The organism is Pseudomonas sp. FP453, assembly GCF_030687495.1.
In the GTDB taxonomy this organism is placed as follows: domain Bacteria; phylum Pseudomonadota; class Gammaproteobacteria; order Pseudomonadales; family Pseudomonadaceae; genus Aquipseudomonas.
The window spans coordinates 4,904,300-4,917,055 of record NZ_CP117435.1; the positions used below are offsets into that span (position 1 = coordinate 4,904,300).

15 protein-coding genes are annotated in these 12,756 nt (G+C 58.9%); 2 read left to right on the forward strand and 13 right to left on the reverse strand.

The features are described from left to right. Positions 1–14: 14 nt before the first annotated feature. The 10 genes from tolQ to PSH87_RS22290 all read right to left on the reverse strand — a co-directional run bounded on the left by tolQ (position 15) and on the right by PSH87_RS22290 (position 7,895). Positions 15–710: a protein TolQ gene (tolQ, locus tag PSH87_RS22245; RefSeq protein ID WP_015885609.1), complete on the reverse strand. Its 696-nt coding sequence runs from the start codon at positions 708–710 to the stop codon at positions 15–17. A gap of 1 nt (position 711) precedes the next feature. Then, positions 712–1,167 (reverse strand): tol-pal system-associated acyl-CoA thioesterase, encoded by a 456-nt coding sequence (gene ybgC / locus PSH87_RS22250; RefSeq protein ID WP_017738027.1) that lies wholly within the window; start codon positions 1,165–1,167, stop codon positions 712–714. Positions 1,168–1,318: 151 nt separating this feature from the next. Next, positions 1,319–2,377 carry a Holliday junction branch migration DNA helicase RuvB gene (gene ruvB, locus PSH87_RS22255; RefSeq protein WP_305431164.1) on the reverse strand — a complete coding sequence of 353 codons (1,059 nt, stop codon included), beginning with the start codon at positions 2,375–2,377 and terminating at the stop codon, positions 1,319–1,321. After that, the gene (gene ruvA, locus PSH87_RS22260) at positions 2,378–2,989 is read right to left on the reverse strand and encodes a Holliday junction branch migration protein RuvA (protein ID WP_003193868.1); all 612 of its coding nucleotides are present in this window, start codon (positions 2,987–2,989) and stop codon (positions 2,378–2,380) included. A 68-nt stretch (positions 2,990–3,057) separates the two neighbouring features. Continuing rightward, positions 3,058–3,582 carry a crossover junction endodeoxyribonuclease RuvC gene (ruvC, locus tag PSH87_RS22265; protein ID WP_005790910.1) on the reverse strand — a complete coding sequence of 175 codons (525 nt, stop codon included), beginning with the start codon at positions 3,580–3,582 and terminating at the stop codon, positions 3,058–3,060. Positions 3,583–3,740: 158 nt separating this feature from the next. Beyond that, positions 3,741–4,487, reverse strand: a complete 747-nt coding sequence (locus tag PSH87_RS22270; protein WP_017738028.1) for a YebC/PmpR family DNA-binding transcriptional regulator — start codon at positions 4,485–4,487, stop codon at positions 3,741–3,743. Positions 4,488–4,622: 135 nt separating this feature from the next. Beyond that, positions 4,623–6,398 carry an aspartate--tRNA ligase gene (aspS, locus tag PSH87_RS22275; RefSeq protein WP_305431165.1) on the reverse strand — a complete coding sequence of 592 codons (1,776 nt, stop codon included), beginning with the start codon at positions 6,396–6,398 and terminating at the stop codon, positions 4,623–4,625. Positions 6,399–6,506: 108 nt separating this feature from the next. Continuing rightward, on the reverse strand, positions 6,507–6,728 hold the full coding sequence (locus PSH87_RS22280; RefSeq protein ID WP_010208103.1) for an FmdB family zinc ribbon protein: 222 nt from the start codon (positions 6,726–6,728) through the stop codon (positions 6,507–6,509). A 171-nt stretch (positions 6,729–6,899) separates the two neighbouring features. Further along, positions 6,900–7,241 carry a ribbon-helix-helix domain-containing protein gene (locus tag PSH87_RS22285; protein ID WP_026136956.1) on the reverse strand — a complete coding sequence of 114 codons (342 nt, stop codon included), beginning with the start codon at positions 7,239–7,241 and terminating at the stop codon, positions 6,900–6,902. Between the two features lie 180 nt (positions 7,242–7,421). Next, entirely contained in the window at positions 7,422–7,895 is a 474-nt protein-coding gene (locus PSH87_RS22290) for a Dps family protein (RefSeq protein ID WP_003193874.1), read from the reverse strand. Between the two features lie 430 nt (positions 7,896–8,325). Here PSH87_RS22290 and PSH87_RS22295 point away from each other — a divergent pair, with 430 nt between their 5' ends. After that, positions 8,326–8,928: a cold-shock protein gene (locus PSH87_RS22295; protein ID WP_005790922.1), complete on the forward strand. Its 603-nt coding sequence runs from the start codon at positions 8,326–8,328 to the stop codon at positions 8,926–8,928. A 68-nt stretch (positions 8,929–8,996) separates the two neighbouring features. On the opposite strand, the gene PSH87_RS22300 is transcribed toward PSH87_RS22295, so the two are convergent. Continuing rightward, positions 8,997–9,203, reverse strand: a complete 207-nt coding sequence (locus PSH87_RS22300) for a SlyX family protein (RefSeq protein WP_257781290.1) — start codon at positions 9,201–9,203, stop codon at positions 8,997–8,999. Between the two features lie 3 nt (positions 9,204–9,206). Next, positions 9,207–9,632 (reverse strand): HIT domain-containing protein, encoded by a 426-nt coding sequence (locus PSH87_RS22305; RefSeq protein ID WP_017738033.1) that lies wholly within the window; start codon positions 9,630–9,632, stop codon positions 9,207–9,209. Positions 9,633–10,365: 733 nt separating this feature from the next. On the opposite strand from PSH87_RS22305, the gene PSH87_RS22310 reads away from it, so the two are divergent. Next, positions 10,366–11,661 carry an OprD family porin gene (locus PSH87_RS22310; protein ID WP_017738034.1) on the forward strand — a complete coding sequence of 432 codons (1,296 nt, stop codon included), beginning with the start codon at positions 10,366–10,368 and terminating at the stop codon, positions 11,659–11,661. A 190-nt stretch (positions 11,662–11,851) separates the two neighbouring features. On the opposite strand, the gene PSH87_RS22315 is transcribed toward PSH87_RS22310, so the two are convergent. Continuing rightward, on the reverse strand, positions 11,852–12,694 hold the full coding sequence (locus PSH87_RS22315; protein WP_017738035.1) for a mechanosensitive ion channel family protein: 843 nt from the start codon (positions 12,692–12,694) through the stop codon (positions 11,852–11,854). Between the last annotated feature and the right edge of the window lie 62 nt (positions 12,695–12,756).

Genomic DNA, 12,756 nt, shown 5'->3' on the forward strand with positions numbered 1-12,756 from the left:
TGTGAATTACCTGCTTATTCTTCGCTGGTGTGCACTTTACGGTGCAGGATCGCCTGGAATTCATCGGCGAAGGTGTAGTAACGGCCAATCAGGGTTTCGCTGGTGGCAGCAAAACGGTTGTAGGCAATTACTGCGGGGATAGCAGCGAACAGGCCGATCGCGGTGGCGATCAGGGCTTCGGCGATACCCGGGGCCACGGTGGCCAGGGTCGCTTGCTGGGCCTGGGCCAGGCCGCGGAAGGAGTTCATGATCCCCCACACGGTACCGAACAGGCCGATGTACGGGCTCACGGAACCGACGGTGGCCAGGAACGGCAGGCTTTGCTCAAGCTTCTCTTCTTCGCGGGAGATGGCCACGCGCATGGCGCGGGCCACGCCTTCCATCACGGCTTCCGGGTCAACGCCTGGCTGCTGGCGCAGACGGGAGAATTCCTTGAAACCGGCGCGGAAGATCTGCTCGACGCCCGAATCCGGGTCCGGGTTGCTGCCCGCCTGGCGGTAAAGCTTGGACAGGTCGATACCCGACCAGAAGCGCTCTTCAAAGCTCTCCAGGGCACGTCGACCGGCACGCAGCAGGTTGCTGCGCTGAAAAATCATGACCCAAGAGGTAACCGATGCGGCTACCAGGGTCAGCATTACCAGTTGAACCACGACACTGGCATTGCTGACCAGGCTCCACATGGAGGAATGGTCGACGACGGTAGGTTCCACGCTAAATCTCCTGCTTTGATTGTTTACCCGCGCCGCTTACGCCGGCAAAGGCCGCACGTAGAGCTTCGGGAATGGCCCGGGGTTTCAAACTATTGGTGCGCACACAAGCCACCAGGAACTGCCCCTCACAGAGCAGCGTTGCATCCGTTGCCCGCCTGACCTGCTGTTTAAAGCGCAGGCTGACACGGTTCAATTCGATTACTTCAGCGCTGACCAGCAGTTCATCGTCCAACCGCGCCGGCGCGTGATACCGCGCCTCGCTGGAATGCACGACAAACAACAGGTCCTCCCCTACCAGCTGGGATTGGGCAAAGCCCAGCTCCCGTAGCCGCTCGGTGCGAGCCCGCTCCATGAACTTGAGATAATTGACGTAATACACGATGCCGCCCGCATCGGTGTCCTCGTAATAAACGCGACAGCGATGTGCGAACGACTGATCCCCGTTTTGCGCGCGCATACTCTAGTGCTTACTCCTCAGGTTGCCAATCCAGCCCGCAACTGTTTTTTCATTCCCGCTCTTCATTCTGAAGAATATTTCCACTGACTGAATGACGACACCAGCCACTAGGACAGCACAAACGTCGAATAAATCGACTTGCGTAATGCTTTTAATCGTCCACTGCATCGAGGAATTCGTCTACCACGGGCATCTCACCCAATCGTGACGGAATGTTTAACCCAAAGTGCAGGTAGGCATGCCGCGTCACCACTCGGCCCCTTGGGGTGCGCATGATGTAACCCTGCTGGATCAGGTACGGTTCCAGCACATCCTCGATCGTGTGGCGCTCTTCGCTGATCGCGGCCGCCAGGCTGTCGACGCCCACCGGGCCGCCGTCGAACTTCTCGATCATGGTCAAGAGTAGACGCCGATCCTGATGATCGAAGCCGTGTTCATCCACATCCAGCAGGTTCAAGGCCAGGTCGGCCACGGCCTTGGTGATATGGCCCTTGGCGCGCACTTCGGCAAAGTCACGTACGCGGCGCAGCAAACGGTTGGCGATCCGCGGTGTGCCACGGGCACGCCGGGCGATTTCGAACGCGCCTTCCGGGTCCAGCGGCAAGGCGAGAATGCCCGCCGAACGGCTGACGATGGTCGCCAGGTCTGCGGTGCTATAAAACTCTAGACGTTGAACAATGCCGAAACGGTCTCGCAACGGGTTGGTCAGCATGCCTGCGCGGGTGGTGGCACCCACCAGTGTGAAGGGCGGCAGGTCGAGCTTGATCGAGCGCGCAGCCGGTCCTTCGCCGATCATGATGTCGAGCTGGAAGTCTTCCATGGCCGGGTACAGCACTTCCTCGACGATCGGCGACAGCCGGTGGATCTCGTCGATAAACAGCACGTCGTGCGGCTCAAGATTGGTCAGCAGCGCCGCCAGATCACCCGGACGCTCCAGCACCGGGCCGGAGGTGGACTTGATCGACACGCCCATTTCCTGGGCGATGATATTGGCCAGCGTGGTCTTGCCCAAGCCCGGTGGGCCGAAGATCAACGTGTGGTCCAACGACTCACTGCGCCCACGCGCGGCCTGGATAAACAGCTCCATCTGCTCGCGCACGGTGGGCTGGCCGATGTAGTCGGCCAGGCTCAGGGGGCGGATGGCGCGGTCCTGCACTTCTTCACGGTCGCGCGGGCCGGTGGCCGCGATCAGACGATCTGCTTCAATCACTTAAATCATTCCCTTCAGGGCGCGGCGGATCATGTCTTCGGCACTCAGGTTCTTGTCCTTGATGGCCGACACGGCCTTGCTGGCTTCCTGCGGCTTGTAGCCAAGGGAAATCAGCGCATTGACCGCATCGCTCTCGGCGCTGGCGACCTGGGCCGCTGGCATGTCCGGCTGGTTCGGCACCAGGGCAAACATGCTCGGCACGACTTCCCAGGCCTTGAAACGGTCCTTGAGTTCCACCAGCAGGCGCTCGGCAGTCTTCTTGCCGACACCCGGCACCTTGGTCAGCGCCGAGGTGTCCTGGGCGGATACGGCACGCACCAGTTCATCCACTTCCAGGCTCGACATCAAGGCCAGCGCAAGCTTCGGGCCAACGCCATTGAGGCGAATCAACTCGCGGAAGAAGTCACGGTCGCGCTTGCCAATGAAACCATAGAGCAATTGCGCATCTTCACGCACCACCAGATGGGTGTGCAGCGTAATCGGCTCGCCGACCGACGGCAGGCGATACAGGGTGGTCATGGGCACTTCCAGCTCATACCCCAACCCGTTGACATCCAGAATCAGGTGCGGCGGCTGTTTCTCAGCCAGGGTGCCGCGCAAGCGTCCAATCACGGTTCAAATCCTTAAAGCTTGAGGGTCAGGCACAGACCAGACCGGGAAAAACGATTGCGCTGATGCTATCAGAGACGCAGCCGCCCGCCACGACTGCGTGCCGTACCCAGGCCGTGGGGCAACAGGCTGGAGCGGGTGTGCGCATGGCAAATGGCGATGGCCAGAGCGTCGGAGGCGTCGATTTGCGGCTTTGAGGTGAGCTTGAGCATGTGCATGACCATCATCTGCACCTGCTCCTTGTTGGCTGCACCGGTACCGACCACGGCCTGCTTGACCTGCGTCGCCGTGTACTCGGCGATCTCCATGCCCTCCTCGGCCCCGGCGACGATGGCAGCGCCACGGGCCTGGCCAAGCTTGAGCGCCGAATCGGCGTTCTTGGCCATGAACACCTTTTCGATGCCCATGGTCACCGGCCCGTAGGTCTGGATCACTTCACGCACGCCACGATAGACGATCTGCAGGCGCTCGGCCAACTCGCCCGCGCCGGTACGGATGCAACCCGAGGCCACATAGATGCAGCCGCGCGGGGTCTGTTGCACCACGCCAAAACCGGTGATGCGCGAACCGGGGTCGATACCTAGGATTAAAGTCATAACGCCTGCGGGTTGGGTAAACACAATTCTTGCGACAAAGAAGATCAGCTGTGGGAGCGGGCTTGCCCGCGAAGGCGGTGGGTCAGCCAACATTTTCAGCGACTGACACACCGTATTCGCGGGCAAGCCCGCTCCCACATTTTGATCTACATCAACCCTTAGACTAGCTGTGCGGCTACGTCTTCCGGGATATCTGCGTTGGAATAGACGTTCTGCACATCATCCAGGTCTTCCAGCATATCCAGCAGCTTCAGCACCTTCTGCGCACCGTCCAAGTCCAGCTCGGCACTGGTGGTCGGCAACATCACGATTTCCGCGTCAGTGCCTTTGAAGCCGGCCGCTTCGAGGGCGTTGCGCACGGCGTAGAAGCTGGCAAACGAAGTGAACACGTCAATCGAACCGTCTTCGTTGGTCACCACGTCGTCGGCATCCGCTTCCATCGCCGCTTCCATCAGCGCGTCTTCGTCCGTGCCTGGGGCAAAGGTGATCTGCCCTTTGCGCTCGAACAGGTAAGCCACCGAACCGTCGGTACCGAGGTTGCCGCCGCACTTGCTGAACGCATGGCGCACCGCCGCGGCGGTTCGGTTGCGGTTGTCGGTCATGCACTCGACCATCACCGCCACGCCGCCCGGGCCGTAGCCTTCATAGGTCAGCTCGACCATGTCGTCGGTATCGGCAGCGCCGGCACCACGGGCCACGGCGCGGTCGATGATGTCGCGGCTCATGTTGGCGCCGAGAGCCTTGTCCAGCGCCAGGCGCAGGCGCGGGTTGGAACCCGGGTCACCACCGCCCTGGCGGGCAGCGACGGTCAGCTCGCGGATCCACTTGGTGAAGATCTTGCCTTTCTTGGCATCCTGACGCTCTTTGCGGTGCTTGATGTTCGCCCACTTGGAATGGCCAGCCATAACACAACTCCGAAATTCTGTAGAAACCTTGTCAACCCTGCCCCAGGCAGGATGCAACCCTTGTAACGCAAAGGCGCATCCGAAGATGCGCCTTTTTAGACTGCGTGGAACTCAATGCGCTTGCACGCCGCAGCCTTACTCAGCCTTCGGCGTCTCGCGCAGGCGGATGTGCAGCTCGCGCAGCGCCTTGGCATCCACCACACCTGGAGCCTGGGTCATGACGTCCGCAGCACTCTGGGTTTTCGGGAAGGCGATCACTTCACGGATCGACTGGGCGCCGGTCATCAGCATCACCAGGCGATCCAGGCCGAAAGCCAGGCCACCGTGGGGCGGCGCGCCGTATTTCAGGGCGTCGAGCAGGAAGCCGAACTTCTCTTCCTGTTCTGCTTCGTTGATGCCCAGCAGGCGGAAGACCGACTGTTGCATTTCCTTGCGATGGATACGGATCGAACCGCCACCCAGCTCAGTACCGTTCAAGACCATGTCGTAGGCACGGGACAGAGCGCCAGCCGGGTTGGCTTCCAGCTCGGCCGGCGTGCACTTCGGCGCGGTGAACGGGTGGTGCAAGGCGCTGAAGCTGCCGTCGTCGTTCTCTTCGAACATCGGGAAGTCAACGACCCACATCGGCGCCCATTCGCAGGTCAGCAGGTTCAGGTCGTGACCCAGCTTGATCCGCAGCGCGCCCAGGGCTTCGCTGACGATCTTGGCCTTGTCGGCGCCGAAAAACACGATGTCGCCGTCAACCGCGCCAACGCGATCGAGGATCTCGTTCAGGTTGTCCAGCGGGATATTTTTGACGATCGGCGATTGCAGGCCGTCAACGCCATTGGCGCGCTCGTTGACCTTGATGTACGCCAGGCCCTTGGCACCGTAGATGCCGACGAACTTGGTGTAGTCGTCGATCTGCTTGCGCGGCATGCTCGCGCCGCCGGGTACACGCAGGGCGGCGATGCGGCATTTAGGGTCGTTGGCCGGGCCGCTGAACACCTTGAAGTCGACGGCCTTGAGCTGGTCGGCAACGTCTACCAGTTCCAGCGGGTTACGCAGGTCTGGCTTGTCGGAACCGTAGCGGCGCATGGCTTCTTCGAAGGTCATGTGCGGGAAATCGCCGAACTCCAGGCCCAGCACTTCCTTGAACAGGTTGCGGATCATTTGCTCGGTCAGGCCCATGATCTCTTTTTCATCGAGGAAGCTGGTCTCGATGTCGATCTGGGTGAATTCCGGCTGGCGGTCGGCGCGCAGGTCTTCGTCGCGGAAGCACTTGGCGATCTGGTAGTAACGGTCGAAGCCGGCCACCATCAGCAGTTGCTTGAACAGCTGCGGCGATTGCGGCAGGGCAAAGAACGAACCGGCGTGGGTGCGGCTCGGCACCAGGTAGTCACGCGCGCCTTCCGGGGTGGCCCGGGTCAGGATCGGCGTTTCTACGTCGAGGAAGCCGTTCTCGTCGAGGAAGCGGCGGATGCTGGTGGTCATGCGCGAGCGCAGACGCAACTTCTCGGCCATTTCCGGACGACGCAGGTCGAGGAAGCGATAGCGCAGGCGGGTTTCTTCGCCCACGTCGGAGAACTCATTGAGCGGGAACGGCGGGGTTTCCGACTCGTTCAGCACTTCCAGTTCGTAGCCCAGCACTTCGATGCCGCCAGAAGCCATGTTCTTGTTCACGGCACCGGCCGGACGCAGGCGCACCTTGCCGGTGATCTTCACGACGTATTCGCTGCGCACGCGGTCGGCGGCGGCGAAGCTCTCGGCGCGGTCCGGGTCGAACACCACCTGGGCCAGACCATCACGATCACGGATATCGAGGAAGATTACCCCGCCGTGGTCGCGGCGACGGTGAACCCATCCGCAAAGAGTGATTTCCTGACCTTCCAGGGTCTCGTTCAGTTGGCCGCAATAGTGGCTGCGCATCATGGTAGTGGTTTCACTTCTCGTAATTCGAAATTCGGTGGAGGCCTGCCTCGTCACCGTACATTTAAGCCAGGGGACGGATAATGCAGGAGCCTGCGCGTAGAGTTCAACTCAGTCTGCTTTGTCGCCGCCGGCCAGATTCTTCTTCGAGCCGGTCTTGAAGTCGGTCTCGTACCAGCCGCTGCCACTCAGGCGGAAGCCTGGCATGGACAACATCTTCTTGAGCTCCGGCGCCTGGCAGGCTGGGCAATCGACCAGCGGTGCTGCGCTGATCTTCTGAATGGCTTCCAACTGATGACCACAGGAAGCACATTGATAGTCGTACATGGGCATGGCGATGTCTCGGCGATCAGATCATTACTGCGCCACGCCTGCCCATTGGAGAGTAGACCAGGCACACGCAGCAAAGCGCGGGATTATATAGGGTAAATCAAGGCAGCGCAGCCGGCTTTGTGCCGGAGGCGCGGCCCGCCTGGACAGCAGGCCGCGCTCGGAGCCGCAGGTTTACCCGTGGTTCTGTGGATCTACGTGGCCCCTTAAAGCATGAACTACACACACTACCCGGACCAGGCCACTGAAGTTCTTCACTCCCCCGTAACGCAAATGCACTTCCCGATCGACATAAGACAGCAACGCACTGACGGAACAGGCATTGATCCTGGCGATTTCCGTGAGGATGTTCCAATAGATCTGCTCAAGCCGCAGGCACGTGGAAAACCCGTTGAGCCTGACCGATCGGGACAAGGGCCTGGCCAGGCCCATGTCGAACCCCTTTGCAAAGGGATCGACCTTTATCTTATGGAAGCCACACGCCTCCATCACTCCATTACCCACTCCGCGTGACATACACCTGACACTCCATTGCCAAACAACAGCCCATGGGCTTGTCCCATGGGACAGTGGGCCTATAAAACAGCAGGAGGACGCTGGCGACCAGAAGACGTGGAGTTGATAGTTGTAGGACAACGCCAGGAAGCGAAGGGAAACGGCAAGTGGCGCCAGGACGGCGCCACTGTGGGTGCGTATTTACTGATTTTCGAGCAGGGAACGCAGCATCCACGCGGTTTTTTCGTGAACCTGCATACGTTGGGTCAGCAAGTCGGCGGTCGGTTCATCACTGACCTTGTCGAGCAGTGGGAAGATACCCCGCGCGGTACGGGTAACCGCCTCCTGGCCCGCCACCAGTTGCTTGATCATCTCTTCGGCGCTGGGAACACCCTCCTCTTCCTTGATCGAAGACAGGCGGGCATAGATCGAATAGGCGCCCGGTGCCGGGAAGCCCAGGGCACGGATACGCTCGGCGATGGAGTCCACCGCCAGCGCCAGTTCGTTGTACTGCTCTTCAAACATCAAGTGCAGCGTACGAAACATCGGGCCCGTGACGTTCCAATGGAAGTTGTGGGTCTTCAGATACAGTACGTAGGTATCGGACAGCAGCCGCGAAAGCCCATCGACGATGGATTTACGGTCTTCTTCACTGATACCAATATCGATTGCCATGTTTTTCCCCTTCAATTGACGAACGTTCATTGATCAGGTGCAGGACCACTCTAGCAAGAGAGTCGACCTTGTGCAGCCGAGACCCCAGGCAGGACATGCGGCAAATTGACCCTTCCAACTGGTACTGACCGACGCAGGGCTAGCCGCCGACCATGTAGGAAAACTCTCAAAACCCCACTCAAAAACACCCACACCCGTCTAGGACAAGCCTTTGCCGCAGAAATGCCCACGCCGTCGCAATACCCTGAAATGCTTGATTTGAGTAGGCACAGCCTTTGCTGTTAAATAGACGGCGTGTAGCTGCCGTTAATGTTTGCGGCACGCTACATAGGCTGATACCCGCGCACGTGCTCAACGCCTCCCATTGTTCAGAAGCGAACCGTGCCAGTCAGCTCTTCCTTGTGATCCGTCTTAACGTGAGTTAATCAAAATGTTGAAAATCGTCCACCTGCTAACGGGCGTTGCAGCGTTGCTGCTGTCCTTTATCCCGAGCCTGCAGCCTGAAAGCCTGCCCTACCTGCAACAACATGACGCTCTGTACCTGGCCTTGTTCGGCCTTCTTAACCTGACGCTGGCACCGGTGATTCCTTACTGGAACAAAGGCACACGTCATCAACTGCAAAACCTGGTCAGCGCGCTGCTGGTACTGACCGTTGTCGTGCAAACCCTCACCCTCCTGGCACCCATGCCTGAAGTCGGTGGCCACCCGGCCATCCTGCTCAGCCTGGTGATTGCAGTGGTCGCCATCGTTCTTCACCTGGCGATCAGCTTCTACCGTTCGTCGCCTGCGGCCGCGTCGCAAAACTACGACATGACCAACCGCGATACCGGCACCGTCAAGTGGTTCAACACCTCCAAAGGCTTCGGCTTTATTTCCCGTGATTCGGGCGACGATATCTTCGTCCACTTCCGGGCCATCCGTGGCGAAGGTCATCGCGTCCTGGTGGAAGGCCAGCGCGTGGAGTTCTCCGTGATGAACCGCGACAAGGGCTTGCAAGCTGAAGATGTGATCGCAGCACTGCCGCGTCGCTGATTTAACCTTCGCAACAAAAAAACCGCGATCCAGCACTGGCTGGATCGCGGTTTTTTATTGCACGCCAATCAATAGTGAGGCGGCGGGGCTTCTTCTTCGGCGGTCTCGAACTGGCCGCCCATTTCTTCCTGGCGCTTGAGCAGCGCGGTCATCTGCATTTGCAGGCGTTCGACCGCCCGCTGCTGGGTGACCAGGATGTCATTGAGGGTTTCGATGGTGTCGTCCTGAAAGGCCAGGCGGCTTTCCAGGTCGTTGACGCGGTCTTGCAAGTCCATGGTTCAGCCCTGGGTAAAGATAAAGTCGGCCGGCAACAGTTCACGCAGGCGCGCACGAATGGCCGTCACTTGCGCGTCGGTGTAAGGCCGGGCGGGATGCTTGCCCCATACCGGTGCCGGCCAGGCGGCGTCGTCGCGCCTGCGCACGATCACATGCACATGCAACTGGCTGACCACGTTACCGAGCGCGCCGATGTTCATCTTGTCAGCGCCAAGGCCTTCGTTCAGCAATTGGGCGAGGGCTGTCGTCTCTTGCCACAAAGTCTGCTGGTCGGCGACATCCAGTTGAAACACTTCACTGATAGCGTTGATGCGGGGCACGAGGATGAACCAGGGGTAATTCGAGTCGTTGGACAGCAGCAGGCGGCACAGGGGGAAATCCCCAATGGCCAGCGTGTCTTGTTGCAGGCGTTGGTCTAGGGCAAACACCGCGGGCACTCCATTCGGCAGGTCAGTTTCAGGCGCCCAGCATACCTTCGAATGCGTGCGCCTTCACGACGAAGACGCCACCCGACAAAAAGACCTGCACCTTTTCGATGCAGGCGGATATTTCGACTACGCTAAGTCGGGCTTCAGCGGGGCGCACCAAAATGACTCACTTGTGCCTCATAGAGATCCGCCAATTACCCACTTGAAGGGGTGAACCGGTAACGTTTTGCTTTGGGATACTGTTTACGGATGAATGCACAGGCGTAATACCCCAGCGTCAAGCCCAAACCAAACGGCGTAAAAACCCCGTGCTTATGCGGTTTTTACACGGGGATCACAGTTTTCACGAAAAAATGACATTCGGTTACCGCTTTGTGCACGCTTGTTGCATTCAGACTCATATCGTCGGCAACAACCCCTGCCTGGAAGTAGGTGTTACGCGATAAAAACAGCAGCGTTTCAATGCATGCCAAGGAAGGATTCAACGGTTGAAAACTGTTTGAAAACAGCATTGAAGTTGTCAGTCCCGTTACATTAAGGACTGTGAATTTGCGACACGGATCTAGCAATTTACGACAGCCTCGTAAAGAAGCTGAAAGGAAAGATAGGCAAGTATCGCCAAGTATTGTCAGCGTGATATACCTTTGCGCCGACACAAAAAGAAAGAGCCGCCCAGACAAAAATACAGGTGGGACGGCAGTACTCTTCCTAAAAACCAAAGGAGCAAATCACGATGCGCGTGATGAAGTGGAGCATGATCGCCCTGGCTGTTTCAGCAGGCACCTCACAGTTCGCAATGGCATCCGACCAAAGCGATTCCAAAGGCTTTGTTGACGACAGTTCCTTCAGCATCAACACCCGTTTGCTGAACTTCCGTCGGGACTTCCGTAACAACGATTCCGGCAAGAGCTACACGAACGAGACCGGTCTGGGCTTCAACGGCCTGTACCAATCGGGCTTCACCCAAGGCACCGTCGGTGTGGGTGTTGACGTGATCGGCCTGCTGGGCGTGAAACTGGACAGCGGCAAGGGCCGTAACGGCACCGGCCTGTTCCCCAACGGCTCGGATGGTCGCGCCCAGGATGACTACTCCAAAGGCGGCGGCGCCATCAAGTTCCGCGTGTCCAATACTGTCCTGAAAATCGGCGACCAATACACCACCGCACCTGTGTTCGCTTCCGACGACAGCCGCTTGCTGCCGGAACTGCCACAAGGTATCTCGCTGACCAGCACCGAGATCAAGGGCCTCAAGCTCGAAGGCGGCCACTTCACTTCCAGCGTCGCGCAGTCCCAGACCTTCAAGGACAGTATCCTCGACTTCCCTGAAACCAGCCGAGGCATCAAGCAGGCCAACTTCTTCGGCGGCGTGTACTCCTGGACTCCAGAGTTCACCACCAGCCTCTACTACTCCAAAGTCGAAGACTACTGGCGCAAACTCTACGCCAACGTCAACTGGACTCACGCCTTGGGCGATGACCAGTCGGTGGCCGTGGACTTCAACATCTACGACACCAAGAGCTCGGGCGAAGGCCTGCAACGCGCCTACAAAGACGACGTGACCAAGCTCGACAACCGTGCATTCAGCTTGCAGGGTGCCTACACCCTCGGCGCGCACACCTTCACCCTGGCGGCTCAGAAGGTCAGCGGCGATGGCGACTACGGCTACGGTATCGATGGCGGCGGCACAGTCTTCCTGGCCAACTCCGTTGCCCGTTCCGACTTCAACGCCGAAGGCGAGAAGTCGTTCAAGGCTCGTTACGACCTCGATATGGCATCCTTCGGTGTACCAGGCCTGACCTTTGGCGCTGCCTACATCACCGGTAGCGGCGCCAACACCGCAACCACGTCGAACGGCAAAGAGTGGGAACGCGACATCGAAGGCAAGTACGTCATCCAGAGCGGTCCAGCAAAAGACCTGAGCCTGCGTGTACGTCAAGCAACTTATCGTTCGTCTGATGGTGTGTACTACGGCTCGTCGTCTATCGACGAACTGCGTCTGATCGTGTCGTACCCGCTGAAAATCATGTAATCGGCTATTTGATTACAATGATGGTTTAAGGCTTCGGCCTTAAATAAAAAGCCGCTCCCCTGTGTACAAGGGAGCGGCTTTTTTATTGCGGTTTTATTTCAATGCGAAATTAACTAGCAAGCTAACTAACTAGCGACATCAAAAAGTTTAAACCTGACCGTTTGACCAGGTTAAACACTGCAACACCTTATTACTTCGCGGCCGTTTCTTGCATTACGCGAATAACCCGCTGCGGAAACGGGATATCAATCCCGGCGGCCTTCAAACGGTCACGCGCCAGTTCATTGAGCATGAACACCACATCCCAATAATCCGCCGTCTTGGTCCAGCAACGCAGGGAAACCGTGATAGAGCTGTCGCCCAAGGTCGACACCACGGCCACCGCAGCCGGGTCGGCCAGTACGCGCGGGTCTTTCGCCAGTTCCAGCAGCACCTCACGGGCTTTCTGCAGATCGGCGTCATAGTCCACGCCCACGTCGAACACCACTTTGCGGGTTGGCTGACGGTTGGTGTTGGTGATGATGCCGTTGGAGAGGCTGCCGTTCGGGATGATGACCGTCTTGTTGTCGCCCGTGCGCAGCACAGTGTGGAAGATCTGGATGCTGTCGACGGTGCCGGAAGTGCCCTGGGCTTCGATCCAGTCACCGATACGGAACGGGCGGAACAACAGGATCAGCACGCCACCGGCGAAGTTCGCCAGGCTGCCTTGCAGTGCCAGGCCAATGGCCAGGGTCGCGGCGCCGATTGCGGCAACGAACGAGGTGGTCGCCACGCCGATCATCGAGGCCACGTTGACCATCAGCATCACTTTCAGCGCGATGTTGGCCAGGTTGGTGATGAAGTGTTGCAGCGCCAGGTCCGCATTACGCAGGGCCAGCAAGCGCCCCACCCGGTGGGTCAAGATGTTGATCAGCCACCAGCCGATGGCCAGGGTCAGCACGGCCAGGAATACGCGGCTGCCATACTCCATGATCATCGGAACCCAAGACTGCGACGTTTTGATCAGTTGATCCACTTCAGCGTTCAAATCCATCTACATTCTCCTGTCTCGCGGGTGTGCGACGTTAAATTGAGTTCCCAGTAACGCAATTGAGC